This window comes from Rhizobium rhododendri (genome assembly GCF_007000325.2).
Taxonomy (GTDB): Bacteria; Pseudomonadota; Alphaproteobacteria; order Rhizobiales; family Rhizobiaceae; genus Rhizobium; species Rhizobium rhododendri.
The window spans coordinates 2752305-2779091 of the sequence record NZ_CP117267.1; the positions used below are offsets into that span (position 1 = coordinate 2752305).

23 protein-coding genes and 1 tRNA gene are annotated in these 26787 nt (G+C 59.1%); 12 read left to right on the top strand and 12 right to left on the bottom strand.

Going from position 1 to position 26787, the window contains the following annotated elements:
- Positions 1–68: 68 nt before the first annotated feature.
- Positions 69–806: a metallophosphoesterase family protein gene (locus tag PR018_RS13390; protein WP_142831530.1), complete on the top strand. Its 738-nt coding sequence runs from the start codon at positions 69–71 to the stop codon at positions 804–806.
- A 6-nt stretch (positions 807–812) separates the two neighbouring features.
- On the opposite strand, the gene PR018_RS13395 is transcribed toward PR018_RS13390, so the two are convergent.
- Positions 813–1106 (bottom strand): exopolysaccharide production repressor protein, encoded by a 294-nt coding sequence (locus PR018_RS13395; RefSeq protein ID WP_142831531.1) that lies wholly within the window; start codon positions 1104–1106, stop codon positions 813–815.
- A 766-nt stretch (positions 1107–1872) separates the two neighbouring features.
- On the opposite strand from PR018_RS13395, the gene PR018_RS13400 reads away from it, so the two are divergent.
- From PR018_RS13400 to PR018_RS13410, 3 genes are all read left to right on the top strand, one after another.
- Entirely contained in the window at positions 1873–2553 is a 681-nt protein-coding gene (locus tag PR018_RS13400; RefSeq protein WP_142831532.1) for a sugar transferase, read from the top strand.
- A gap of 174 nt (positions 2554–2727) precedes the next feature.
- Positions 2728–3354 (top strand): ribonuclease D, encoded by a 627-nt coding sequence (locus PR018_RS13405; protein ID WP_142831533.1) that lies wholly within the window; start codon positions 2728–2730, stop codon positions 3352–3354.
- A gap of 232 nt (positions 3355–3586) precedes the next feature.
- The gene (locus tag PR018_RS13410) at positions 3587–5200 is read left to right on the top strand and encodes a hypothetical protein (protein WP_142831534.1); all 1614 of its coding nucleotides are present in this window, start codon (positions 3587–3589) and stop codon (positions 5198–5200) included.
- 102 nt (positions 5201–5302) lie between these two features.
- On the opposite strand, the gene rpsA is transcribed toward PR018_RS13410, so the two are convergent.
- From rpsA to PR018_RS13425, 3 genes are all read right to left on the bottom strand, one after another.
- Positions 5303–7003: a 30S ribosomal protein S1 gene (gene rpsA / locus PR018_RS13415; protein ID WP_142831535.1), complete on the bottom strand. Its 1701-nt coding sequence runs from the start codon at positions 7001–7003 to the stop codon at positions 5303–5305.
- Positions 7004–7176: 173 nt separating this feature from the next.
- The gene (cmk, locus tag PR018_RS13420) at positions 7177–7809 is read right to left on the bottom strand and encodes a (d)CMP kinase (protein ID WP_142831536.1); all 633 of its coding nucleotides are present in this window, start codon (positions 7807–7809) and stop codon (positions 7177–7179) included.
- A 26-nt stretch (positions 7810–7835) separates the two neighbouring features.
- Entirely contained in the window at positions 7836–8480 is a 645-nt protein-coding gene (locus tag PR018_RS13425; RefSeq protein ID WP_142831537.1) for an FMN-binding negative transcriptional regulator, read from the bottom strand.
- A gap of 307 nt (positions 8481–8787) precedes the next feature.
- On the opposite strand from PR018_RS13425, the gene PR018_RS13430 reads away from it, so the two are divergent.
- Both PR018_RS13430 and PR018_RS13435 read left to right on the top strand, forming a co-directional pair.
- Entirely contained in the window at positions 8788–9177 is a 390-nt protein-coding gene (locus PR018_RS13430) for a TIGR02300 family protein (protein WP_142831538.1), read from the top strand.
- A 147-nt stretch (positions 9178–9324) separates the two neighbouring features.
- Positions 9325–9400 (top strand) — tRNA-Ala (locus PR018_RS13435).
- Positions 9401–9488: 88 nt separating this feature from the next.
- On the opposite strand, the gene PR018_RS13440 is transcribed toward PR018_RS13435, so the two are convergent.
- The gene (locus PR018_RS13440) at positions 9489–9968 is read right to left on the bottom strand and encodes a MarR family winged helix-turn-helix transcriptional regulator (RefSeq protein ID WP_142831567.1); all 480 of its coding nucleotides are present in this window, start codon (positions 9966–9968) and stop codon (positions 9489–9491) included.
- Positions 9969–10204: 236 nt separating this feature from the next.
- On the opposite strand from PR018_RS13440, the gene PR018_RS13445 reads away from it, so the two are divergent.
- A complete protein-coding gene (locus PR018_RS13445) occupies positions 10205–11167 on the top strand; it encodes a quinone oxidoreductase family protein (RefSeq protein WP_142831539.1) in 963 nt (320 codons plus the stop codon).
- A gap of 78 nt (positions 11168–11245) precedes the next feature.
- Complete coding sequence (locus PR018_RS13450; RefSeq protein WP_142831540.1) at positions 11246–11659, top strand: cupin domain-containing protein; 414 nt, start codon at positions 11246–11248, stop codon at positions 11657–11659.
- A 299-nt stretch (positions 11660–11958) separates the two neighbouring features.
- Here the strand turns inward: PR018_RS13450 and PR018_RS13455 are convergent, their stop codons facing one another.
- The 3 genes from PR018_RS13455 to PR018_RS13465 form a co-directional block, all read right to left on the bottom strand.
- The gene (locus PR018_RS13455; protein WP_142831541.1) at positions 11959–13635 is read right to left on the bottom strand and encodes a flagellin N-terminal helical domain-containing protein; all 1677 of its coding nucleotides are present in this window, start codon (positions 13633–13635) and stop codon (positions 11959–11961) included.
- A 171-nt stretch (positions 13636–13806) separates the two neighbouring features.
- Positions 13807–15213: an ArnT family glycosyltransferase gene (locus PR018_RS13460; protein ID WP_142831568.1), complete on the bottom strand. Its 1407-nt coding sequence runs from the start codon at positions 15211–15213 to the stop codon at positions 13807–13809.
- A 262-nt stretch (positions 15214–15475) separates the two neighbouring features.
- Positions 15476–16060, bottom strand: a complete 585-nt coding sequence (locus tag PR018_RS13465; protein ID WP_142831542.1) for a dual specificity protein phosphatase family protein — start codon at positions 16058–16060, stop codon at positions 15476–15478.
- Between the two features lie 256 nt (positions 16061–16316).
- On the opposite strand from PR018_RS13465, the gene PR018_RS13470 reads away from it, so the two are divergent.
- The 4 genes from PR018_RS13470 to PR018_RS13485 all read left to right on the top strand — a co-directional run bounded on the left by PR018_RS13470 (position 16317) and on the right by PR018_RS13485 (position 18880).
- A complete protein-coding gene (locus PR018_RS13470) occupies positions 16317–16532 on the top strand; it encodes a hypothetical protein (protein WP_142831543.1) in 216 nt (71 codons plus the stop codon).
- A gap of 272 nt (positions 16533–16804) precedes the next feature.
- A complete protein-coding gene (locus PR018_RS13475) occupies positions 16805–17212 on the top strand; it encodes a hypothetical protein (RefSeq protein WP_142831544.1) in 408 nt (135 codons plus the stop codon).
- Positions 17213–17309: 97 nt separating this feature from the next.
- The gene (locus tag PR018_RS13480; protein ID WP_142831545.1) at positions 17310–18029 is read left to right on the top strand and encodes a YoaK family protein; all 720 of its coding nucleotides are present in this window, start codon (positions 17310–17312) and stop codon (positions 18027–18029) included.
- A gap of 59 nt (positions 18030–18088) precedes the next feature.
- Positions 18089–18880, top strand: a complete 792-nt coding sequence (locus PR018_RS13485) for a YdcF family protein (RefSeq protein ID WP_142831546.1) — start codon at positions 18089–18091, stop codon at positions 18878–18880.
- Positions 18881–18929: 49 nt separating this feature from the next.
- Here PR018_RS13485 and PR018_RS13490 read toward each other — a convergent pair whose 3' ends face one another.
- The 4 genes from PR018_RS13490 to bcsA are packed head-to-tail and all read right to left on the bottom strand — an operon-like array spanning position 18930 to position 26333.
- Positions 18930–20654: a hypothetical protein gene (locus PR018_RS13490; RefSeq protein ID WP_143123266.1), complete on the bottom strand. Its 1725-nt coding sequence runs from the start codon at positions 20652–20654 to the stop codon at positions 18930–18932.
- Positions 20655–20683: 29 nt separating this feature from the next.
- Complete coding sequence (locus tag PR018_RS13495) at positions 20684–21772, bottom strand: family 8 glycosyl hydrolase (protein ID WP_142831548.1); 1089 nt, start codon at positions 21770–21772, stop codon at positions 20684–20686.
- Complete coding sequence (locus PR018_RS13500) at positions 21766–24096, bottom strand: cellulose biosynthesis cyclic di-GMP-binding regulatory protein BcsB (RefSeq protein WP_161990997.1); 2331 nt, start codon at positions 24094–24096, stop codon at positions 21766–21768. Before PR018_RS13500 ends, PR018_RS13495 begins: the two co-directional genes overlap by 7 nt.
- Positions 24093–26333, bottom strand: a complete 2241-nt coding sequence (bcsA, locus tag PR018_RS13505) for a UDP-forming cellulose synthase catalytic subunit (RefSeq protein ID WP_142831550.1) — start codon at positions 26331–26333, stop codon at positions 24093–24095. The genes PR018_RS13500 and bcsA overlap by 4 nt, the downstream gene beginning before the upstream one ends.
- Between the last annotated feature and the right edge of the window lie 454 nt (positions 26334–26787).

The following is a 26787-nucleotide window of genomic DNA, read 5'->3' on the forward strand; positions in this document are numbered from 1 at the left end:
GTCAGCGAACCGGCGCCGCGATGGCGAATAACCCAGGACCGTGAAGGCATTTTATGGCAGGCAATGGAATGCAGGAAAGTCAGCGTCGACGTGAGTTTCGCGATATAGCAGGAGTACCCACTTACGCGATCGGCGATATACACGGTCGCTACGATCTGCTGACCGCCATCGAGGCATTGATCACCGCCGACGCAGCGCAATTTCCCGGGCGCAAGCTGATGATTACGCTCGGCGACTACATTGATCGTGGCCCGGATTCGGCCAGGGTCGTCAGCCATCTCATGACCCCGGCGCCGGAGGGTTTCGACCGCATCTGCCTCACCGGCAACCATGAAACAGCGATGCTGGCATATGTCGACGGCGAGATCACCTTGACGCAGTGGCTGGCCATGGGCGCCGAGGCCACGCTTCTATCTTACGGGCTGGATAGCAATCACCTGGCGCGGCAATATCCTTCGCCCAAGAAGCTCGACGACTTTATCCGCGCCTCGCTGCCTGCGGATCACATCGCATTTCTGAGAGACCTGCCGATCATGCTGGACACCCCGAGCGTGCTTTTCGTTCACGCCGGCATAGATCCGCACTTGTCCATAGCCGACCAGACCGATCAGGATCTCGTCTTCATCCGAGGGCGCTTCCTGAAAAGCCGCACGCCACTTCCAAAGCTCGTCGTGCATGGCCACACACAGGTGAAATCGCCTGAAGCGCGTGGTCGTCGCCTCAATCTCGATACCGGCGCATTTCACTCCGGAAGTTTGTCGGTGGCACGATTTTACGAGGGCACGGTCAACGTCATGTCGACCTGAGCGTTGTTAATGGCCCAACGGACCAGGCTGGTTGAAAGGCGTGGACGGCAAATGGGAGATCTTGTCGTCGCGAAGGCTTTCGGCGCTGTTGATGAGATCGGTGGCGCCGCTGGCCGCTGCGCGCTTCGCCTGCTTCCACACAAGATAGCCAATGCACAGAAAATAGCCGAGTTGCAGCAAGATAGCCGCAGCAATTGATTCCAGTACGGTTATGACGAGAGATCCGGTCATGCAATAAGTCACGATTGCAAAGACGATGATCGTAACGAACATGCCCGCGAACACGCGTGGCGCACTCATGAATGTCACCTTGAAGTAAATTTCGTTGATAATCCGACCGAATACATCGCTGCAGTTCTTCCCGCTCCCGGAAAATGAATATATTTTAGAAAGCGGTATAATTCAATCACATGCTGTTCTTCAGTCGCGGATTTATGATGCCCTGCGATCATGAATTTTTGGTGTAGCCCAAGCATTTTTACGCCGATCGACACGACGTTAAGTTGCATCAATATTAACGGCGAATGAAGTCGCTCGAATTAATATTCGTCATTTTCCTGCCATTTTCTAAACCTCAACTCTCGCAGCAGACAGGCACCAATCGCGGTCACATTGGCGTGCAAAAGTCACCTTCAATCAAATATTATTACAAAGTGACGATGCCGATGGCGCAAGAGTGCGTCGCAACAAAATAGATGCATTGCAGCAAAAACGATTAGAATTTGAAACGATTGAAAGGCGGCAGACAATATATCTTGCGATTATGCGGATGGCGACAACGTATATATTTCCGACTTTTACGCGCTTTTTGGGATAAATTTTGTATAATGTCATTATAAAAGCAATTTTAGCAAAAAATTAAGCAACTTTTCTAAGCATAAAAACCGAAAATTTGCGCTTGAAAATTTCTATACTATCGACAAACGCCACGATTTTTCACGTCGCCACACGTGTTACAAAAATTTGGCTTAAAAAAACCATGTCCTGCGATATACTCTTGAACATGGAGCCCTATCTACCCTCCCCTGACGTATCCGACCAATCGCCAACAAAAGTGGAGCAATCTATGAAGTATGCGACGAGATCGGCCGATCCGGCTTTTTTCAACGCCGCAAGTTCCGGCACTCATCCACCGACAGGCGGTATTCTGAAGCGGGGATTCGACCTCGCGCTGGCATCGATGGCCCTGCTGTTTCTCAGCCCGGTTTTCCTGATGCTGGTTGCATTGGTCAAGTTTACGAACAAGGGCCCTGCGCTTTACGGGCATTCTCGTATCGGCCACAACGGTCGCACATTTAAGTGCCTGAAGTTCCGCACGATGGTCGTCGATGGCGATCAGGTGCTGCGCAAGCATCTCGACGCCAACCCAAAAGCGCGCGAAGAATGGCTGGCAACCCGCAAGCTCCAGGACGATCCTAGGGTTACGCCTGTCGGCGCGGTGCTCCGCAAGCTCAGCCTCGACGAATTGCCGCAGCTGCTGAACATCATCCGTGGTGAAATGAGCATTGTTGGTCCACGTCCCGTCGTGGAAGACGAATTGATGCTCTATGAAAGCTCTGCAGTCTACTATCTGAAGGCTCGTCCGGGTCTGACAGGTCTCTGGCAGGTCAGCGGGCGCAACGATGTGTCCTACGCAGAACGTGTTGGTCTCGACACGCACTATGTGAAGAACTGGTCTCTCTTGAGCGACGTGACAATCATCGCCAAGACGATCCCGGCTGTATGCCTCTCCCGCGGCAGCTACTGATCGACCTCTGCAATTGAAAATGCCGGCATGGCGATTTGCCGGCATTTTCTGTGTCTGAGGGCTAAGCCCCACGACCAACCTCTTCGTCCAGTGCCCTCGAGAGGTATCCCCGGCAGTGTCTCTGCGCTATAGCGGTCTCAAAGCTCGCAAGTGGACGACCAGACCGGAGACATCATGGCAACGACCATCCGCTATCACGAAGGCGACCTTTCCGACGTGGCCGCAGCGCGATATTCTGACGCGATCGCAATCGATACCGAAACACTGGGCCTGATACCGCGCCGCGATCGCCTCTGCGTCGTGCAGCTTTCGCCTGGCGACGGCAGCGCCGACGTCATCCGGATCGCCGCCGGGCAAACGGATGCTCCCAACCTCGTTGCCATGCTCGCAGACCCGACCCGCCAGAAGATCTTTCACTACGGCCGATTCGATATTGCCGTGCTGTTCCATACGTTCGGCGTTACCACCGTTTCTGTGTTCTGCACCAAGATAGCCTCACGCCTCTGCCGCACCTACACCGATCGCCACGGCCTGAAGGACAATCTCAAGGAAATGCTGGAGGTCGACGTGTCCAAGGCACAGCAGCAGACCGACTGGGCCGCAGACAAGCTTTCGCAGGCCCAGCTCGAATATGCGGCCTCAGACGTGCTCCACCTTCATGCGCTTCGCGACAAGCTGACTTATCGCCTGGTTCGCGACGGACGAATGGAGCATGCGCAAGCCTGTTTCGAATTCCTGCCGACCCGGGCCAAGCTGGATTTGCTCGGTTGGCAAGACACCGATATTTTCGCCCACAGCTAGGCATACGAAGTCTTTTCGTGTGCAATGCGGAATTATCGGCGATGGATTTCGCTTCCTTAACGGCTTGTTAACGCTCTTGGCGATATTTTATCGGTAACTACTCGCATTCGACAGGCGCCATGATGCGCCGCGCAGCCGTTATCTGGCTCTGGGATGCCATGTCTGCATAAGCAGCCCTGTTTTTGTTTCCGTTATTGTGTCCATTTTCAGCTGTCCGATATGGAGCATGCCGATGTTGCCTCCCGTTGCCGCGGTTTCCAGCGCAAGTCCCGTCGCCCCGCAGCGCGAGGTCGTTGTCGTAACGGAGATGCTGTCCGGGCTTTCGTCCGAGCCGGATGCAGCGGTTGCCTTGTCACTGGCTGCCAGCGCCGGGGTGGAAGGCAAGCTGAATATCCTCCTGCTCAATGCACGTGCCAGGATGCTCGACAGCTTGTTTGCCGTCATCGACGCTGTCAGCCAGTCCCTCGCATTGCCGCAGGCACCCGGCGAGAGCAAGGCCGCCTATGCGCTGAGGCTCGCAGACACCATGACCGAACTGCCGCCAAAGCAGATGGCAGCGTTGCAGCAGCAACTGGCCGCGAAGGGACAGACGGCGCCCTTGACGCTGGTGGCTGCCGCACTTCACGATCCGGCCGGCGCTGAGGCAGCGCAACTCATCGCCTATCTCGAAGTCGTCCGCTACAAGGAAAAAGATCTGGCAACCAAGTCGGTCGTTGCCTCCTACGGGCAGAACAACAGCCAGGCCGAAACGGCAGCCGCAGCGCTACCTTTGCCTTTGCGCAACGGAGCCACGCAGACGGCCGCCCTCCCGAGCACCGTTCCTCCGCAGCCTGGCCAACCTGCCGCCGCGACGTCTGCCGCCACCGCTCCTGCAGACATCGTGCAACTCCAACCACCGGAAACTACTGTCGATCCGCATCCGCCGGAAACTGCCACCATTGCCCTGAAGGACCCGACAGACCAACAACTGCGAAATCCTTCGGTGCCTGCCGCGACCGCCCAGCCCTCGACGGCGCCGGCAAACACTGCAGCCGCCCAAGCACCACAGGCGCCACAAGCACAGACCGTTGCCGCACCGGCACCTTCAGCAGACCCCACAAAGACGGCCGTCCCGACTTTGACGCCGGACGAAAGCATGCCGCGCGCCAACCAGCAGATCCGTAGCGACATCAAGGAGGGGCTAAAGGCCGTCTTTGACCGGTTGGTCCAGGCAACCGGCACCGATTTGCTGCAGACCTTGGCTGAAGCCGCGCCGCTGGCCGACAAGGCTATTGCCCAGGCGCTGATCGCAGACATGATAGACGGCACGGAACTGCAGAACCTGCGGGTACCCGGCGCAGCGACCGCGCCGGAGCGGACACCTCCTCTCGCCAACGCCATACCCGTCTCGCTCACGCCACAAACCGTGGCAGCGGAGCAGGCACTAGCGGTCGCCGTTGCCAATTCACAGTCCGACCAGCCTGAAGCCTTACCGCCGGTGGCCCTGCAGCACGCCCCTGCTGCCGTCCCGCCGGGCCTCGCCGTTGCCTTCGTCACCGTGCCCTATGCGCCGGGCGATGATGTCGTCAAGAACAAGGAAGCCCTCCGCATCGACCGCGTCGACGCCGTCGATGACGACGAGCACGAATATCCTGGCCACCAGCCGCAAGAGGACGCCGAACCCGAGGAAGAGCCGGAAACCCCCGCCGAAGAGGCGCTCGACATGCTGGAAGCCGGGTCAAATTCCGAAGTTTCCGCTGATTTGCCTCCGGTCAGCCGCTCGTCGCTGACAGCTCCGCCCCGCCCGACATCCACCGAGCCGGTACCCAGCGCCGGTTACGATCTCTACCAGCGCATGGGCGCCTGAGCGTTTCGCGACAGGCTCCGACAAATCCGGCTTATACGCCGGACACAAAAAACCCGCCGGATCGCTCCGGCGGGTTTCTTAATTCAGCAAGACTTGCGAGAATTATTCGCCGCGGTTCTTCAGAGCCGCGCCGAGGATGTCGCCGAGCGAAGCGCCGGAGTCGGACGAACCGAACTGTGCGACGGCTTCCTTCTCTTCAGCGATTTCGAGCGCCTTGATGGACAGCATGATCTTGCGGTCCTTCTTGGAGAAGTTGGTGACGCGGGCGTCGACGATCTGACCGACCGAGAAACGCTCAGGACGCTGCTCGTCACGATCCCGCGACAGGTCGGCGCGACGGATGAACGAAGAAACGTCTTCGTGCTCGACGAGCTTCACTTCAATGCCGCCTTCGTTGACTGCAGTCACTTCGCACGAGACAACCGCATTCTTGCGGAGTTCGCCCGAGGTAGCTGCGTCGCCAACGGCGTCCTTGCCGAGCTGCTTGATGCCGAGCGAGATACGCTCCTTCTCGATGTCGACGTCGAGAACCACGGCCTTGACCATGTCACCCTTGTTGTACTCTTCGATGACCTGTTCGCCTGGACGGTTCCAGTCGAGGTCGGAGAGGTGCACCATGCCATCGACGTCGCCGTCGAGGCCGATGAACAGGCCGAATTCGGTCTTGTTCTTGACTTCGCCTTCGACTTCGGTGCCAGCCGGGTGGTTATGGGCAAAAGCCTGCCATGGGTTTTCGAGGGTCTGCTTGAGGCCAAGCGAGATACGGCGCTTGGTCGGGTCGACTTCGAGAACGACCACTTCGACTTCCTGCGTCGTCGACAGGATCTTGCCGGGGTGTACGTTCTTCTTGGTCCAGGACATTTCCGAGATGTGGATCAGGCCTTCGATGCCGGGTTCCAGTTCGACGAATGCACCGTAGTCGGTGATGTTCGTGACGGTGCCGGAGATCTTCTTGCCTTCAGGATACTTGGCTTGGATGCCATCCCAAGGATCCGACTCGAGCTGCTTCATGCCGAGCGAGATACGATGAGTTTCCTGGTTGATGCGGATGATCTGAACCTTGACCTGCTGGCCAATAGACAGGATTTCCGACGGATGGTTGACGCGGCGCCATGCCATGTCGGTCACGTGCAGCAGACCATCGATACCGCCGAGGTCGACGAACGCACCGTAATCGGTGATGTTCTTGACGACGCCGTCGACAACCTGGCCTTCTTCGAGGTTCTGGACGATTTCCGAACGCTGTTCAGCGCGGGATTCTTCGAGAACGGTACGACGCGAGACAACGATGTTGCCGCGACGCTTGTCCATCTTGAGGATTTCGAAGGGCTGCGGGTTGTGCATCAGCGGCGTGACGTCGCGGATCGGGCGGATGTCTACCTGCGAACGTGGCAGGAAGGCGATGGCACCGTCGAGATCGACGGTGAAGCCGCCCTTGACCTGGTTGAAGATCACGCCTTCGACGCGCTCTCCGGCTTCGAACTTGGCTTCGAGCTTGACCCAGCTCTCTTCGCGGCGAGCCTTTTCGCGCGACAGAACAGCTTCGCCCAGCGCATTTTCGATGCGTTCGACGTAAACTTCGACTTCGTCGCCGACTTTCAGTTCGCTACCCTTGGAGCGGGCGCCGAATTCCTTGAGCGCGATGCGTCCTTCGACCTTGAGGCCGACGTCGACAACCGCAACATCTTTTTCGATGGCGGTGACGATACCCTTGGTAACGTAGCCTTCAGCCAGATCGTTCTTGGCAAAAGACTCTTCGAGCAGGGAGGCAAAATCCTCATGCGAGGTGGCAGCTACAGACATAAAATCTCCTGGCGTGTCCCGGATGGTCTCGGACACTGGGCGCCGGTGGGTTGTTCTGATGAACCTGGATCCAGTCCGCCCTCTCGAAGAGGACAATCCGGCGCGGGGACGGAAACCCAGGCTTTGCTTGATGCAAAAGCGCCCCGTGGCAACCACGTGACGCCGACTTTAATTCAGGCATGTCGGTTCAGGGCAGCATCGATGATGGTTTTAGCCGCCTGAAACGCCGCCTCTATACTCATTTCCGACGTATCAAGCAAGTGCGCGTCTGCAGCGGGACGCAAAGGGCTGTCGGCCCTTCCCATGTCGCGCTCGTCGCGGCGCTTCACGTCCTCGAAAATCGCCTCGTAATCCGCTGTGACGCCATTCGCGACGATCTCGTCAAACCGCCGACGGGCGCGGATGTCGGCCGATGCCGTCACGTAGAATTTCACCGGCGCGTCCGGACAGACGACGGTACCGATATCGCGGCCGTCAATCACGGTGCCCGGCAACATCCGCGAAAACTGCCGCTGCGCTTCCACCAGCGCCCGGCGCACCGTCGGCATGACGGCAACCTTCGAGGCCGCCTCGCCGATCTCGTGGCGCGACAGGACCGACCGGTCGAGCGCGTTGAGGTCGAGCCCTGCCGCCACGGCTGCGGCCACCGCCTCGTCGTCCAGAGGCTGGCCGGCATCGAGCAACGCCTTCGCCGTCGCGCGGTAGGTCAGGCCCGTGTCGAGATGGTGGAAGCCATAGGTCTCGGCAATCCGGCGCGACAGCGTTCCCTTGCCGGCAGCGGCCGGCCCGTCGATGGCGATGATCATGCCTTGCTCCTGCTGTCTAAGATTGCTCACGGCTTGCCGCGTTCGTTTACCATGGCGGCCATGGCCTCCGCGTCGTTCGCAACGTCCGGCTCGGCCATCAACCCTTGCGCGACGCCATTGCGGTCGGCTTCAGAACGGTTCTGGCTGACTTTCCACTTGCCGTCGATCTCGGCGATATCGATCTCGATGCCGACGATGCCCTTGATCTGGGACGCAATATAAGTGTCGGGCGCATCGCCGACCGCCCAGGGCTCTGCACGCGGTCCTTCCTGGTCGCGGGTCAATGCCTCGACCTGGGCGCGGATCCAGGCGCCATCCTCTATGACCCGTGCCGGACCGCGCACCTGCACGATGGCGTAATTCCAGGTCGGCACGACCTTGCCGGTTTCCAGCTTGGTGCGGTACCAGGACGGGGTGATGTAGGCATGCGGCCCCTGGAAGACGACCAGCACCGGTGCGCCGTCACGGATCTCCCGCCACTGGCCGTTGGCGCGCGCCACATGCGCCTGCAGCCGGCCCTTGCTCCCAAAGGACGGATCGAGATGAAACGGTATGGGATTGGCAACCGGACCATCGGCGCCCGAGGAGATCAGCAACCCGAGCGGATGGGCGCGGATCAGCCCGTGCTGGATATCGATGCGGTCTTCCCGGAAATGCGGCGGCTGGTACATGGCAACCCTTGGCGAAGTGTGTATCCGGCCGTGCGGGACGACGCGGCAAACGTGGCGCGATTTATCACGGTTTGGCCGTTGCCGACCAGTCATCAACCAAGGTTTTATGAAGGATCGCGACCGCTCGATAAGAGCAAATTTCAAGCCTTTGCGGGCATTCCGATGAGCCCGGAAAGGCCTTTGGCGAAGTTAGGCTTTGACAGAAACGGCCATAACGACTATGGGGACCGGCTAATAATTTCCCTATGAAACGCCGGCTTGCACGGCACTGCCGAATATCTCTTCGGCCATTCACGAGGCTATGACAGTGGCGAAAGCGGAACTTGGAACGAAGCGGACCGACCCGGACTCCGGCAAGAAATTCTACGACCTGAACCGGGACCCAGTGGTTTCTCCCTACAGTGGCAAGTCTTGGCCCCTGTCCTTCTTCGAGGAAACCGCAGCTGCCGTGAAGGAAGTTCCGGAAGAGGAAGAGGTCGCGGAAGTCGACGTTGAAAACCCAGAAGTCGAACTGGTTTCGCTGGAAGAAGCCGACGAAGCCGCGGCTGGCGACGACATCCCGGATATCGGTGACGACGACGTCGAGATCGACGGCGACGACGATGACGACGACACATTCCTGGCGCCCGACGAAGACGACGATGACGACGATATGAGCGACATCATCGGCGTTACGGGCGATGACGACGAGGTCTGATCGACCCGCTCCGGCCCGCGCAAAGAAAAGTGCGCGGGCCCTGATTTTTCGGCTTGCTATCTGAATTTACCAGACGTAATAAGCCGCCACCCCAACGAGCGAAGCGCTCCACGGGGACCCAGGCCGGCCAGACCGGACCATTTCGATGGGGCTATAGCTCAGCTGGGAGAGCGCTTGCATGGCATGCAAGAGGTCAGCGGTTCGATCCCGCTTAGCTCCACCAAATTTTCCCAAGAACAAATCATTCACAACATCGCAATTTCATCATTCCGCCAACCGCGATCATCGCAGGCGGACCGGATCTCGCCTGATCAATCCTCGAATTCGGCATTCATCGCATCTGCCAGTTGTCGCATCAGGCGTACGAGATTGGCGACGTCCTCTTCTGCCCATGTGCTGAAGATTGCCCGGCCAATTTTCTCCCGGGCCAGGTCGACTTGGTCGGTCATTGCCTTGCCGGCAGCGGTGATCGTGGCTTGTCTCGATCGGCGGTCGGAAGGGTTCTCCTTGCGGTCGGCCAGCCCGAGGCTCTCAAGCTTGGCAACCTGGCGACTGACGGTGGTGTAGTCCCGTCCTACCCGGTCGGCCAATTCGATGACACCTATGGGTCCCAGCCTCTCGATCATGACGAGCAGTGGGAAAAGAGCGCGATCAAGCGAGATTCCTGCCTTTTTGACCATGGCCTCGTCCCGCTGAGGACGGTTCATCACGCTGACAATATCGAGCAGCGCGCCGTGGAGTTCGCGGAGAACTTTTCCATTAAGTGTATTATGCACGTTTTTATTTGACATCGTAGCAATCCCTCTGATACATGCATAATACACGCAATTGAGTGCCGATGACAAATCGTTTTGCCGCCTGCGCTAAACAGGGTTCACCAATGCGCGCTATCTCGTGGGAAAATGACCCGGCGTCTTCAGCGACGCCGAAATCGGGAAGCCCCCCGGGCGCCGCACTCGGCGTTGGGCCGCGGCCCTCAGTGCTTATCCGGCCGAGATAGCCCCGGCACAATCAAAGGACAAAATCTATGAAAGCCGCGATCGTTACAGCTTCCGGGCAACCGCCCATCCTGACAGACATTCCGGAACCCGTTGCCTCCGCAGGCGAAGTCCGCGTCAAAGTCACTGCCTCGGCCGTCAGCCAGGTTACCAAGAGCCGGGCATCCGGGCATCACTACAGTGCTGTCGGCCAGTTTCCCTTCGGCGTGGGCATTGACGGTGTGGGGACTTTGGATGACGGGCAACGTGTCTATTTCGTGCTGCCGCGTCCCCCTGTCGGCGCGATGGCTGATGTGGCCGTCATTGCCGCCAATCAATGCATCCCGCTTGCCGATGATCTTGATGACTTGACCGCTGCAGCAATCGCCAATCCGGGCATGTCGTCATGGGCGGCCTACAGCGAACGCGCAAGATTGCAACCCGGCGAAACGGTGCTGGTCAACGGCGCAGCCGGGACATCCGGGCGGCTGGCGATCCAGATCGCCAAGCATCTCGGCGCCCGAAAGGTCATCGCCACAGGCCGTGGAAACAAGGACAGCCTGCGCGAACTGGAAGCGCTCGGTGCCGATGTCATCATTCCACTCAGCGGTGATCAGGAAGCATTAAAGGAGAGCCTGAGACAGGAGCTTCGCTCCGGCGTGGACGTCGTTATCGACTACCTCTGGGGGAAGAGCGCGGAAGCGATTCTGTCTACAAAGGCGGAAACCAGCCCGGCGCCAATGCGGTTTGTCCAGGTCGGTTCAATCGCGGGTTCGGATATCGATCTTTCCGCATCGATCCTGCGGTCGTCCGCAATCGACCTGATGGGCAGCGGGATCGGCAGCGTGCCCCCCAAGCGCTTCCTGCACGTCCTCGGCGAAGTCTTGAAAGCAGCGGCTGGAGGCAGGTTCCAGGTCGCGTTCAAGCCCGTTCCCTTCTCTGAATTCGACGAGGCATATCCGCTGGACGAAAGCACTTGCCGCACGGTATTTACGATGTCCGGCTCCGGCTGAAGTGTAGCTCGCCGGTTGGATTGAAAAGATCAGAGGCCCATCGGCACCCAGAACTTAAACACTAGGGAGCGACGTCGAATGAATGCTTTGTCTAAGCCCACATGCCGCGTTGTCCGACCGGAAACCACCTATGCCGGCAAGCAGGGATTGGAGTATTTTGAAGGGATTGCCGCCGAGACGGTCGGCTCGACCCGGATCTGCATGCATCTGCTGACTATTCCGGCGAGCGGACGGGCCAAGGCACATCTGCACGCCGAGCACGAGACGGCGATCTACGCACTTTCCGGCGAGACGCAGTGCTGGTTTGGCGAACAGTTGGAACAGCATGTTGTGGTGCGACAGGGCGAGATGTTTTACATCCCCGCAGGCGTCCCGCATCTGCCCGCCAATCTGAGCGATACGGCAGCGACGGTTGTCATAGCCCGAACCGATCCGAATGAGAAAGAAAGCGTCGTCCTGCTGCCGCATCTTGAGGACCTTGTCCCGCGCTAGGCGATCCAGACATGGTGCTCGACTTGGCCGGCATGAGCTCACTCGGAGCAGAACAAAGAAGAGGCTGACGAATCCGGGGGGTGTCGTCAGCCTCGAGCGAAGAGATACGGCTCTTGCGCTTTTTTTCGCCTGTGTGGGGCAGAGGCGAGACACTCGAATGCCATGCTAAAATGAGCCGAAGCTGACGAATGAGCATTTCGCGCGCTGGTTGGCGCCCGATAGCCGGCATATGGCTTCACGTTTGCTTGATCCTGCATATTCGCGGAATGGGCTGTTCTGCCGCGTCGGCTGTATGTGCATCAGCCGCGGAAAAGCGACAGCAGTCTCTGCGGTGCCTGATTGGCTATGGACAGCGACTGCACGGCCAACTGCTGCTGGGTTTGCTGTGCCGCCAGTTTGGATGATTCGGTTTCCATATCCGCATCGACAAGCCGACCAACGCCCCGGTCGATACTGTCCATCAATGAGTTTTCGAAATCGGACTGGACGCCGATCGACGATTGCAGCGAACCGAGCAGTGCAGCGGCGGCCGTCACCCTGTTCTGCATCGCATCGAGGCCGCTGATATAATAGTCGACATCGGCCCCGGCGGTGGTGATGTCGATATCGGTGAAATTGAAGTCGATTGCACCGGCGGTGTGCTTCTGTGGCGCAGACACAGTCATGCCGACACCGGCCGTCGGATACCGGGCCTTGTCGCCTGACAGCGTCACCGACCCGCCGCTCGCGGTTGCCAGAAGTCCCTTCTGCTGGCCGGCAGCACCAAGCACAGCCGCCATGTCGTCTGCCGTAGAAACGATCCCGTTGGCAGACGTGCCGAGCGCTGCATCGACGGTGGCGCGGTCGACGCTGATGGTCTGCTGCGAACTGCCGTCTATTGCGAAACTGAAAGAGAACGACTGGCCTTCCGGAACTGCAAAGCGACTTCCGAAACTGAAATCGACCTGCGGATAAACATTTTGCACAGACGCCGTTGGCGCACTCTCCAGGCCCAGGCCCGACCCTCCACTGAGAGTGGATACCAGATTGCTGGTGGACACGCTGGAGCCCGCAAGGCCCGTTGCATGCCGTGTGGCGATTTCAAAGCTCGTGGTTCCGCCCCCAGAGGAGGCCGGTGCGCCGGCCAGCTGGAATGCCTTGTTGAGCACCGCCGCCATGTCCTGTCCGGTCGCGATCTTGCCGTTTGCCACAGCGCCAAGGGCAGCCGTGACGACACTTCTATCGATCGTGATCGAGTAGCTGTTGCCGGCAGACGCGTCGCTGGCATCGAGCGTGAGGTCGAAGGAAACGGCATCGCTGGCGCCGAATGTTTGCGCGCCGGTGAAATTGAAGTCCTGATGGCCGGCCACCGCGCCGATGCTGCCGCCGGAAAAGCTGCCAAGGGTGGCAAGGCCCAGCGCGTCGCTGTCGCTTTGCAGCAACCCGCCGCCACCTGTGTTGAAGAGGATGGTCTTCGTCATGTCGATGTCGCTATCGCTGATGGACACCGTGCCGTCGGCGGAACGAACGAAGGCTGCCGGAACCGATGTCGTTACCGAATTGGTGGTTTTAAGGTTTGCCGCCTGGCTATAGCTCAGCATGTTGACGCCGTTGAAGCTGGCGCTGGTGGCGACGCTTGCGACCTGCTGCTTCAACTGATCGAGTTCATCCTGGACTTTGCTCTTGTCAACGCTGCCTTCCTTGGCCGTCACGAGCTTTGCCTTGAATGCGGAAAGCGTATCGAGCACCGACGTCATCCCGGCATAGGCAGTGTCGACGGTGGCAGATGCCACGCCGAGCGCATCGGCCACGGCAGACGTCGCACCCCGGTCCGAACGCATGGTGGTGGCAACGGACCAATAGGTGGCATTGTCGGATGCGGAAGCGACTTTCAAACCGGAGGAGACACGCTTCTCCGTTGAGGTCAGCTGTTGCGTAACGCTCCCCAGCGTCCGCAAAGCCGCCATCGCAGACAGGTTCGTCTTGATCGACGACATACAACCCCCAGGTATCGAACCGAAAAATCAATAGTTTTAGAAAAAGGGAGCATCATGCAGCCATAAGATGCAGAATCGCCAATTTGTGTTAACTTCCAATGAAGTACGGGGAAACTGGATGATATAGCCGATGCGACTGCCACCCGAGGGCACATCGCCCCTTTTGTCGGCCTACAGGCCGCCACCGGTGGCCAGACAGGACGCATCCAGCCTGTAGGCATAGATCGTCTTGCCGCGATAGTTGCCCGTCTGCGGTTGCCAGGTCGCCGCCGGCGCCTGGGGTCCGGTCGGACAAGCGTTCGGATGAGTGGATACGAAGAGCACGGAACCGTGCAGGGACTTCGGCACCGGGAACTTCTGATCGTAATAACTCTGCGGCGCATCAGGGTCGCCGCTGGCGTAGATGCTATATCCCCGCGCCCGCAACGTATAGAACATGTCGGCAAGAATATCCCTGTCGTCGCTGACGATATCCCTTAGTCCAAGCGTTCGGGCGAGTGCGGCAGCATCGTTGCTGACCTTGCTGCGGCCGAGATAGCGATCCAGCACAATAGAAGCACCGCTCTCGCTGACGGGTATGGCAAACACTGGCGCCGTTGCCACCAGGCAGGATACCGTCCCGTTCAGCAGCAACGACCATTTGAGGCCCTGCGGCCAGACGCGCCGCAGGGTCCAGACGGCGAGCAGCGTGCCGGCGACATAGGCCGTGGCCGCCCAGTTGGCATAGGCCTTGGCAAGGGTCGCCTGCAGGGAGATCAGTGCTATGATCGGCAGGGACAGCCAGACCAGCATCTGCTCGCGCCACTCGCCTCCCCGCCTCAGCACCCGGTAGCCGGCGATGAGGATCGCCGCAAACACGATCGGTCCAACCACGCCGAACTGGGCACCGAAAAATTCCAGCCCGCCCGACAGGTGCGGATTGAGCCGTCCCCAGTGGGCAATATTCTCGGTATGCTTGACGGTGACCATCCGGTTTTCGAGGTTCCACCAGATGTTTGGCAGGCAGCCGGCACTGGCCACAGCCACAGCGATCCAGGCGTCGCGCCACGCGATGCGCGCCTTTGGGACGCACGCAATTGCGATCAGGCCACCCGGCAACAGAAACAGGATCGCGTATTTCGACAGGAAGGCGCCTGCAACGGCAAGGCCAAGCGCAACGGCAATCGTCACGGATCGCCTGCCGGTCAGCACCACGTAGGCCGCAAGAGCGACCGCGAGGAAAAACAGCAGCGGCACATCCGTCGAGAAGAACACCGACGACAGCGCCACACCCGGCAGTGTGATGTAGGTGACGCCGGCCCAGACAGCGATCTCCCTGTCGAACAGCCGCAATGCGACCTGCATCAGCGCCAGCCCGGTTGCGAGATGCAGCAGCGGCCCGCAGATCCTGATCCAGAAGATGCTACTCGAGCCGGAAATCTCCAACATCGCTCTGAGGATCCAGGCGATCATCGGCGGCTTCGAATAATAGCCGAAGTCGAGGCTCTGCGACCACAGCCAGTACTGTGCCTCGTCGACGAATAGATCCGTCGTATCGAATGAAAGGGTCACGATCCGCCACAAGGTAAGTGCGACCATGACAAGAAGGGCGGAATAGACCGATAAAGACGGAATCGAGAACGGCGCTGCGTGCGCTACGGTCCAATCCGCCGGTAGAGCAACGTCATTCCCGGCGGCACGATCGACCGTCCGGTCGGCATAGTCAGAAGGCACGCCACGACCGGTCGCCAACCGGAGAATGTGAGAAAACATAGAGTAAACCGCTGGAGATTGCTGCTGCCGACCTTATTAGCAATCCAATGTTACAACCAGACGGCAAAACGTCCAGCAGCATGTGAATTCAGCCGCCTTCCCTGACGTCCAGATGATGCTCGAGATCCTTCCAGCTGCGGTCCATGGCGAAGCTGGCTGACAGATATGGAACGCCGATATGTCCGAACAGCACGGACAACTGCCATTCCGCAACATCCTCGGGAACACCCGCGACCTCGTAGCTGTAGATCAGCGAAAACAGGCCGGTTCTGTCGGCGCCGGACATGCAATGCACCAGGATCGGCCTTGAGGCTGTCTTCATGATGTCGATCAGGGCAACGGCCTTGTCCACTCTCAGGATTTTCGTCGCCGACATGCCGAAATCGATATGCTGCACCCCGAGACGCCGGGCGACGGCCGTCTCCTCCCGGTACCATGGCTGGTCGTTGCTACCGCGAAGATTGACGATCGTCTTTATGCCGTACTGGTGAACATAGCTCTCAAGTTGCGCACCCGAGGGCTGCGCGGAGCGGTACAACTGGCCGGGGATCACCGTATGGAAATTTCCCGTTGCCTGCAGCAAGGCGAGATGTCCGCCGAAAAACAGGAGACCAACTAGAAAACAGGCAACCGCATGGCGCATTATTTTACGAATACGTCCGAGAATTGCCATTCTTTCCCCGATGCTATTCTTTTACTGCACCTTTCCGCAGCCTAGCCGTCGAATCCAACAAGAGATTAAAGATAATACGAAGCTTTTATGTCATTGCTGCGCCTGCATGCTTGACTGTCGTCTACGGCACCTCGGCTAAACTGCGACATGAATAATCCATGCTCATGCCGCACGGATCGGTTATCGATAGGTCTGCGGGTCGGGCCGGGGCATCCATGACCGAATCGCTATCAACAACCTCACGGAGGACCGACTGATGACGCCTGCCCGCTTCAACGAGTGTCTGCTGCATATCCGCTGGACACCCATCAACCTGGCAAGTGCCCTGCAATGCGACCTGTCCTGGGTCGAAGCGCTGGAGGTTGGCGCCGTCGAGGTACCCGCGGCTCTCGGAGAATGGCTCGAGACGCTCGCCCGCTGCCATGAGGCAAACGAAACACCGAAAGCCTTTCGCGGTCGCGGCCAGGATTGACGTCTGCAGGTATCCTGACGCGGAAACAGCAAAACCGTTAAACGGCTGAAACTAATTTAGCGCGATGGTCGTATCCCTATAGGCCTTTGGTCGGGCCCGAGGCCGTCGCCTGCACACCGCAAGGTCGAAGGTGGCGGCCTCACTTTACAGCTAAACCCCTCAAGGCAAACTCCGCATCACGCGCCTTCGTCCGGCTCAAGGGAGAGAGGCGCATACCGTCGATGGCTTTCCGGTTGCATATGCATTACGCATGGTCTTTCGAGGGGGAAATCATGAAGCTCTTTGCCGCAACGCTGTTGTTCTCGACCGTGCTGACGCTGCCGGTCGGCGCGCAGTCTTCCATCTCGACCGACCGCGGCCAGCTCATCGAGAGCTACCGGGCCTTTATCAGCGCCGTCGACATCATCAATTCGAACGGTGACCGCCTCTCCGAGCCGTGGCAGATTATCCGCCAGGATCGGGCCAATTATCACCACTTTCATCTGATGGACGCGGACGACGAAACCGATACCTTTTTCGCCAGCCCCGCCAATCGCCAGCTCATGGAGGCGATGCTGGCCGATGGCGAGATCGAAGGCGACGCGGCCGAACGGATCATTGCCGGCGATGTCCATATCAAGGTCGATATCTACGGCCATGGCACAACGGGCAAACGCATAGACGTGCACGTCGAGGACTGACCGGCGATCCCCAGTTCTCAGCGCCGCGTCCGCAATTTCTTCTGGCCTCCCAACCATGGCCGGAATAGCATGCACCATCCGTAGCCGCAGAAACGCCATGACCCTCTATCGACGCCGCCTGATCAAGATACGCCGGAAGACGACGGGCCTTGCGCTCGTCGGCCTGATTTCCTTCATCGCCGGTATGACGGATGCCGTCGGCCTTGTGCTGAGCGGCGACTTCGTCTCGTTCATGACCGGCAATACAACCAGGGCGGCCATCGCTCTAGGCAATGGCCAAACCCGGCATGGTCTCGTGCTTCTGGCGGCAATCCTGATTTTCGTCGGCGGTAACGCGCTCGGCGTCGTGCTCGCCCATGCCGCCAGCCGGCCGGCCTTCGTCGTTCTCGGGTGGGTCAGCGTCCTCTTGTCGCTCGCCTCCACCTTCGCATCCCCGTCCAACGTCGTGACGCAATTCTATCTCGTGGTGCTGGCGATGGGCATGATCAATGCGACGGTCGAACATGTCGAGGGGCTGCCGATCGGCCTGACCTATGTCACCGGTGCGCTGTCGCGTTTCGGTCGCGGCATCGGCCGCCTGATGGTCGGCGACAGGGATTTCGCGTGGACGATACAGATCGTCCCCTGGATCGGAATGCTGGCCGGCGCCGTCGTCGGCGCGTTGCTGGTGCATCAATTTGCAGCCAAGGCCCTGTTGTTCGTGGCTGTCATGGCGCTTATCGCCGCCTTTGTGACACTCATCATCCCTCCTGCCCTGCAGCACCGCTATCGGCAGCGCGTCGCCCGCCAGGCCCTGGCTGCGGGACGGGCGCCCTAACAGGGCTTTTTCACACAGTAAAATCTGTTAGGAAGGCGCGTCGCTGCCGGAGTGCCTGCATGTTCGTGATTTCCAAACTCGTCTGGATCCTGTGCCAGCCTCTGTCGCTCGCCTTCTTTTTCGGCCTCTTGGCGCTGCTTGCAGCACTCCTCCGGCGCCATCGACTGGGCATCGTCTCCTCCGCGCTGTCGGTATCGATCCTTTTCGTCACGCTGTTCACCTCGGCCGGCTCGGTACTGATCGAGACCCTTGAAGACCGCTTCCCCCGCCCCGTCGCCGATCCCGCCACACTCGAATGCATGATCGTCCTCGGCGGCGGATTTGCTACCGAGGTCACCACCGGTCGAGGCGGCTACGATCTCAATGCAGCCGGCGATCGATTCGTCGAGGCGCTCCGGTTGGCGATGAAATATCCCCGCTCGCGCGTTCTGATCTCCGGCGGCGACGGCACCATCACCGGCCATCTCGAAGGCGATGCGATCATAGGCGAGCGGATGTTTACAGCCTTCGGCATCGACAAAGCCCGCCTCATCGAGGACCGCAGCTCGCGGACAACCTACGAAAACGCCGTCAACACCAGGGCGCTGCTGGCCAGCAACGGTCTCAGCAATTGCCTGCTGATCACCTCCGGCTTCCACATGCCGCGCGCAATGGGGATTTTCCGCAAACTCGACATCCCGGTCGTCCCCTGGCCGGTGGACTATCGCTCGGGCGGCAAAGACACACTGGGGCTCGACGCAACCCAGCCATCGCTCAACAGCGAGCTCCTCGGCATTGCCGGACGCGAGTGGATCGGCCTTGCCGGCTACTATCTCACAGGCCGTACCTCCGCCCTCTATCCGGCGCCCTGAGCGCGGAGGTATTCATCGCTTCCAACCTGCTTCGACGCGAAGTGGCCGCTCAGAACGGCCAGTTCTTCGAACCGACGACGCGCTTTTGTGGTGTAGGCTTTGCCGAAACGGTTCTGACGACGCGTTTTGGCTTCTTGGGCACGAAGGTTTTGAAGTCGTTCAAGCCCGGAAAGCGATCTGCATATTCGCGCTTGAGTGCGGCAACCTTGGTGAAATCCTTGCTTCTGCTCGCAAGAACCGCCTCGCCGATGACACCCCCCTCCGTCGGCTCCCACTCGACAGACTGCGCGAAAAGCGGTTGTGCTTCCTTCGTGCCCTTGTCTTTCAGCAGTTTCCAACCGAGCGCCTGCGCGCCAAGGGCAGACTTGGCGGCGAAGACATGGTCCTTGAAGGTCGCAATGTCCTTTTCATTGAGTTGCAGCTTGGAATCCTTGTCGGTCAGTTCACCCGCAACGATCTCGATATATTCCTTGCGTATGTCGTCCGACTTGTCCGCAAAGCGCGATGCCAGGGCCAATGCATCCTGAACCTTGTCCAGGTTTCGCAAGGTCAGGATGACGCCTTCGACATTTTTCATGTCGGGGCCGTAACGCGTGCCGGCAACAAACCAGGCATTGGCTGCCTGCCACTGCTGCTGGCTGTAATAATACCATCCGAACAGGCCCGCATCGGCCGCGGATTTTGCAGACTGGACATAAGCGCCGAAAGCCTGAAGCTCGCTTTCCGTCGGGCTCTGCGCCAGATGATCGCCGCTGGCAAACAATCCCATTTCCTTGCGTAGATTGTCGAAGGTGAAGTTGGCAAACTCGGATGTCCCGTCAGGCCCGATGCGTGCGAACGCCATCAGCGAGTTGGCGCCCGCAGGCGGCAGGAGAGCGCTTGCCTTCTGCATGGTGGCCAGCCGTTCCGGTGCTCCGTCGCACTCGGTCAGGATATACTTGTAGAGGTCGAAGGAACGGGCCATGTCGCCGGTTTTTGCGAGCGCCTCGCCAACCTGCCACATCGTGTTCATTTCGCTGCACGCCAGCAGCTGCGGCTGCTGCTGCGCCGTGGCGACGACCTGGGCCCAGTTGCCCTGCTGGTAGATGCGGTCGATCAGCTTGCGCGTTTCGCCGATCGCCAGCTTGGTCATCAGGTCGTTAGACGGCTTCCATTCCGGATTGCTGCCGGCCAGGCGCGCAATTTCGGCTCGCATGCCGGTGAAATTGCCGGCTCCGTACATATCCCACAAAGGCTGTTCGTTGACGGTCGTCGTTTGTGCACTGAAGAGGTCTTCGGACGCCTCCCAGGTTGGGTAAAGCCCTTTCAGCCGGCGTAGCTCTGCGCCGAGCCGCTTCAGGTCGCGGGTCTTGGCATAGTAGCGCAGCGCCGTGTCATCGACCTTGATCTCCGAGGATCCGGGCTGGGGTCCGGAAACGGTCACGTCTTTTGGAGTACCGGCGACCGATGGGCTACCGACAGGAAACTGCTGCGGCACGGGCGTCCTGACCACCGGGGCAGCCGCTGGCGATGCAGCGCCGGAGGCTGGCGTAAACGGATTTTGACCCGGCTCGACATTGACGATAACCGCCTGCGACTGCTGCGGTTTTGCATCAGGCAGGATGACGGGTTGTACGATTGGCTTCGTCGCCGGAGCCGGCGTAACCGTGTTGGAAACGGCATCCGGCATCACTACAGTTGCGCTTTGTGCCGCTGGGACGACGCTGTTGACCCAGCCAGCCCCGAGGTCCTCGGCGCTTGTGGTCGAGACGTGAGCGAAGTTCGGAAGCAGCAAGAATGCGCAACTGCAAAGCAGGACTGTTGTCATTGAAGATCGGGCAGACATCTTGGATACCTTTCTGCAAGTGCGATGAGACTGAGGAGATGCAAGGTCGATGGATAGTAATCGGTCGGCTGAAAAGCGGCGGCATGTACGGCCGTCTTCTCAGCGCCGAGGCTGCAAGCGACGAGGTCGACGACAGCGCGATATCCAGGATCGGGCAACACGGCGACAGGATCCGCCGTGTCAAGGTCGATGACGGCAGGCTTGCCACCGCTACGCTGCTCAAACGCAGCATTGAATTTCTCGAGAATGTCGGGGTAGTCCCTCGAGAACCAGGCCACATACATCGGCACCCGGATGGCATCCTGGCCGAATTGCGCGGCGTAGCCTGCTGCCGGTTGAGGTGTCCGCCCCTTCAGCGATATCCAGTCGGATGGCAACTCGGCGGGACCGAAACGCGCCATCCTGGTGAGTGACAGGCCGGTCGCGATCAGCTGGGTTGCTGGGAACCCCGCCGAGAGATCGCCAAGCTCCTTGATGGCCGGGTAGACCCAGTAGGAAAGATTGACGACAGGCCCATCCGGCTGTTCGTTGGCGCCGAAGCCCTTCGATCCCGGCAGAAGCGCCTTGCCAAAGCTCGTCTCAATAACCAGCCGGCTGGAGATGGCCTCGGCCACTGCCTTGGCGTCCCGGGCATAGGCTGCGTCCTGCCATTTCTGTGCAGCGCGGGCCAGCGCCCAGCCGATCAGCAGGTCTCCGTCCGTAGCGTTGTTGCCGTCCGTGACCCGTGGGGTCGCATTGGGATCCCATCGCCAGGCCGCCAATCCGTCGCCCCGGACATAGAGATTGGCCTTTGTCCAGTTCCACATGCGATCGAACATGCGGCGATCGCCCGTGGATGCGGCAATCAACATGCCGTATCCCTGCCCTTCGCTGTGGCTTACCCCGCCGGCTCGGGTATCGATCACACGGCCTTCAGGCGTGATGTAGTCGCTCCGGTAGAGAAGCCACGATCCCGTAACCAGGTCGTCCGCGATCAGCCCTTCGTCCTGTCCGTGACTGATGCCCGCCGAGCCGGCCAGGGTCCCGACAATCAACAGGGACCTGACCAGCAGTTTTGCCTTTACCATTTCGGACGCCCCAGCTTCAGCAGCAGGAATGTCGAGGCACCGAGGAGAAGTGCGGCGATGATCTGTGCAAGCGTGTATTCCAGTACGTGGTGGGAAAACCAGCCGGCAACGATCAGCCGCAGATTACCCGCATTCGCAGGCTGGGTCTGAAACAGCGCAACCTTGCTCGGCGCGATCTCGTCGATGACCTGTCCGGTCGTCGAAAATGCCTGCACGGATCCATTCAGCCGGGTCCAGGTCGACCGGTCCATGATGGCATCGACGGTTGCCGTCAGCCCCTGTTCGGATGGCGATGCGACAACAGTCCAGACGCCGGCAGCGCCCTTCATGTCTTTCTGTGCAATCAGCAAGGCGGTTTCCGCCTTGGGCTGGTAGCGGACTTCTTCCGGCTGGCCCATGGCCGAGACTTCATGGCGCAGCTTGTCGATCTGCGCCCCGACGCGATCTGTCAGGACAGTCTTGATCTGACCGACATATCCCAGCATTTGCCCGGTGACGTCGCCATCGGTGCCTGTGGCCGGCGCTGTGTCTTTGGTATCGCGGAACGAAAGAGCAGACGCGACCTCTTGCGTCGGCGCATTGATGGCCGGTCCCGGGCTTGTAATGCGGGTCGAAAGATCGAGGCCCGTCGGCGTCACAACATCGGAAGGAAGCTGGCTGAACGTCCCGAACGCCATGACATTCGGCTGATGAAGATCCGGTACCGTGGCGGTGACGTTGACCGGCAGTATGTGGCCGGACGAATAAGCCATCTTGGCCATGAACGAAGCGGCGGCACTGAGCGCGGTCGAGTTGAGGTTCGGTACATAAAGCGCGATCGGCGCACTGCCCACCCGCTCGTCGAAGGCACTGCCGGAGACCAGGGCGGCAATATCCGGATAGCGGCCGACGCGGGCGAATTGCGGAACCTCGAGGAAGCTCTTGCCGAGCACCAGCAGGCGCGGACGGTCTTCTCCCCCCTTGCCGACGGGGTCGCAGGTCACGTCGGCAGGAACGGGAAGCCGGGCTTCGAACTGGATGGTGTTCTCGCCGGGACGAAGCTTGCTGAGCGGCACCGGAAGACGCTGGTCGTCGATCAGGCCGCTGCGACTGGAACCGAGATTGATATCGGCGACCGTCTCGTCGTTTGCCCGGACGATCAGTTCCGCATCGCGCGAAAGATTTGCGGCATACTGTGCGCTCAGGTGCAGGACGAGGGAGCCATAGTCGCCGGGATAGAAATCCGACGGCATCGAAAAGTTGATCTGCTGCTTGTAGAGACGGCCCGAAAATGGTTCGGCAATCAGGCCGAGGTTACGCAAGGGCACTGTCGAGCCCGGCGAAAGCAGGCGACCCTTGCTGTTGGCCAGCGCCCTCAGCCCCTGTGGGGTCCCGTCCGACTGACCCTTTTCCGCCTCGGCCTTGAGGATTTCAAGCGATGCATCGACATCGGCTGCGGTCCGGCCCGTGACCACGAGGGTCTGACCCTTGCCGTGTCCGGCCGGCAGCACGTTGATACCGTCCTTGAGGATTGAATCTGCCTGCTGGCCGAGAATTTCGGCAACGGTGCCCCGGGTTCCGACGACGACGCCGATGCTGCGGTCATCCGCCGCCTGCTGGCCGATCGATACCGCAGGACGGTCGAAATTGCCGATGATCGTCAAGGCTTCGATCGCCGTGATGGTGCGATTGTAGTCGGTACCGGTTGCGCCGGGGGCGATCGAGCCCTGGATGGCGGTGCGACCATCGATCATGCCGCCGCGGGCGATCAGATCCGGCATCGTGTCGCCCATCAGCCTGCCGCCTTCGGAAAATACAAATCCGCTGCGCTCTGGATCGATCTGCGTCCACAATTCGTAAGTTGCATCGATCGAGCAATCGACGCGGTGCTTCTGGTCCACAAGGATGGAGACGGCATTGTAGCCTGGCTGGATGACGCCGTTCGGCACCTTCATCTCGACGCGATACGGTGCGCCTGACTGCAGCTTGATGGAACCGACATCCTGGTCGTTGACGAAAACGCGCATGGAGGAGTTTTCCGGCGCAGCGGAAATTGCCGTCTGCATCCAGAGAACAAGTTTCGCAGAGCCTGCGATTTCCGAGGGAAGCGCATAGAACGGATATTCGTTGCTGGTGCTTTCCCCGTTGAAGAACATCCCGCGGCGGTCGGCGCCAATGCGGCGAAGGTTACGGTCGTCGGTTTCAACGGACATCTTGTCCGAGGAATGGGCGGCAGGTGCGGTGCCCAGCGAAAAAGCCTGTTGCGAATGGGCGAGCGAGGCGTCGCAAACCACGGCGAACGCAGCGCCGGCAAGGGCGAGCTTGTAACGAGCGAGGGAGTTCATTTCGCACCTTCCTTGAGGTTTGTTTCGACGAAAGATTTGGCCACGTTGTTGTTGGCGGGAGCTTTGTCCTGCGACGGCTGGCGACGGGCCCCTGCCGAACCGCCGACCATCGCCCATCCGAGAGCCTTGATCGGGCTGGTCACTGCCCAGCGCATCAGCACGGCCGTTGCGACGATGATGTTGCGTCGTTTTTGTCTGCTCGACCGGTTCGCACGTACATCGCTGAGATCGCTGAGGATCAATTCTGCGATGACCGGGTAGTGGTGCGGTTCCGGATCGAATTTCAGCGTCAGAACCTGCTGGTCGAGCGCCGGCTGGGCGGCGACGGTGATCGGCATGGATATGACGATCATGCCTGAACTTGGCTTGACCACCGAAAGCCTGCCGTAGTCGCCCTTGCGCATGGCCTGGGCGACGCCCTTCGGCAAGGTGACAGTGGCGCCGGCAGACGAGGCCTTGTTGACAACGCCGTGGATGGTGGCCTGGGCAAAGGTCAGTTCGACGTTGACCTTGGACGGCAGTTCGATGCCGGAAACATCGTTGCGACGTTCGGTGATGACGCCAAGCGCAGCACCGGCAATGATGAGATTGAGCAGGTTCCACGCGCCGACGATCAGCAGCAGATTGCCGATTTCAGGCTCGGTATTGTAGCGATAGGCGGAGAAGGCGAGCGTACCGGCGAGGATGGCGAAGATCACGAAATAGGGCAGCGAAAGTTCGGAAAGGCGCTCGCCCGTCGTGTTCTGGCCCTTTGCCGTCACGTTGAAGGTTGGCCTGCGCGGATGGAGCACGACGCCGACGATGGCACGGAAAAGATAGACCGACTGCAGATATTCATAGAGTTCGGAAATCCAGGGCCAGCGAACGCTGCCGTAGAGATAATTGCGAATCAGTTCGCTGACGATGAGATAGGTGATCGTGTGGGCGATGAAGTCCTCGGATGAGGCAACGAAGATCTTCATGTTGAGCAGAATGAAGAGCAGCGGTGCGATGACGAAGACTGCGCGGACAAAGGGAAAGAACCAGAAGAGGGCACTGGACAGGTAGCAGATGCGCTGGGCGAAGCTCAGTCCGCTTTTCAGCAGCGGGTTCTTCAGCAGCAGGATCTGGACCATGCCACTGCACCACCGGGTGCGCTGTCCAATAAAGCTGGAGAAGGTTTCGGGCTGGAGGCCGGACACCAGCGGCTTGTCCACATAGACGCTGTTCCAACCACGCGAATGCAATTCGAGCGCGGTCTCGCAGTCTTCCGTGATGGTGATACCGGAGAAGCCGCCGACTTCTTCCAGGGCTTCGCGACGAAGAACCGCCGCCGAACCGCAGAAAAACGAGGCATTCCAGCGATCGAGGCCCTTCTGGATCTTTCCGTAGAACATCTCGTTCTCGGAAGGCATCGTCTTGAAGGTATTGAGATTGTGCTCGACCGGATCGGGGTTCGAGAAGAAGTGCGGCGTCTGCACCAGGAACAGGTTCTCGTCTTTGGCGAAATAGCCAACGGTCTCGAGCAGGAAATTACGTTCCGGCGCATGATCGGCGTCGAAGACGACGATCAGTTCGCCATGGGTGTTCATTAGTCCGGCGTTCAGGTTGCCGGCCTTGGCATGGACGTTTTCAGCGCGCGTCATGTAGGTCACGCCGAGATCGGCACAGAGATCCTTGAGCATGGCGGCTCTGACTTTCGCAGCCTCGGCGACATCGGCATTGTCGGAAAACCGCTTCTGTTCAGTGCCACCATCGTCAAGCAGGAAAACCTTCAGCTTGTCCTGCGGATAATACATGGCTTTTGCAGCCGAGAGCGTCAGCGCCAGGATATCGCTGCTCTCGTTGTAGGAGGGCACGAAGACGTCGACGCTCGGGGCATCCTCGTCGCTCAGCCGTGGCGCATCTTCGCGCTCCAATGGATCAGAAATAACAAAGAGGCTGATAGCGAGCATAACGACGCAGTACATCTCGGCGAGATAAAGTATAATTGCCGGAAAGAAAGAGTACAGATCATCTATGGAGGGAAGTGTACTTGTCGTACGCCAGTATGCGTACCTCAAAATGACGATTGAACCCAAAGCCAAGAAAATGTGGCGCCAGATCCCATCCAGCTTCAAAAGGCTGATGACCAAGAGAACAACAATGATGCTCACAGAAAGAAAAAGCTGCACCGAGTTACCCAACGGCTGGGTAATAAGGAATGCAGCAAACAATGCACTCAGCATCCATAGAAAAAATGTCGCAATCTTACTCATTACGCCGCCTCATATGTTAACAAGTTGTTTGTGTTAACAAATGATTGACCAGAATAATCGATCCTTCAACAGGAAATTATCGATTAAAAATTATAGCGATTTTTACTAAAATACCGCATTAGAATATGCGTCGCATAAACCGCCATAAAAAATGAAATTTTACTAATTTAGGCGTATTTTTGGATGAAAATTTTTAATTGGAAGCCACTTTCTCGATAATGCTATTTTATAAAAGTAGTTAATTCCAATGGTTGTTTTGGCTCAAAATCACACGAAAAAAGATAGTTGCAGCACAATAGTTTTTCCCGCGCCCAGCAGAACCAAATTTATCACTGAGATCAGCTATGAATTGCGGCTCAAAATGACTGCCTTTCTACTAATCTTTTGCCGCTTTAATAAGCATTTATATTTTTAGAATAGGCCCATTAAACAACCGCTCATATATCCGGACTCT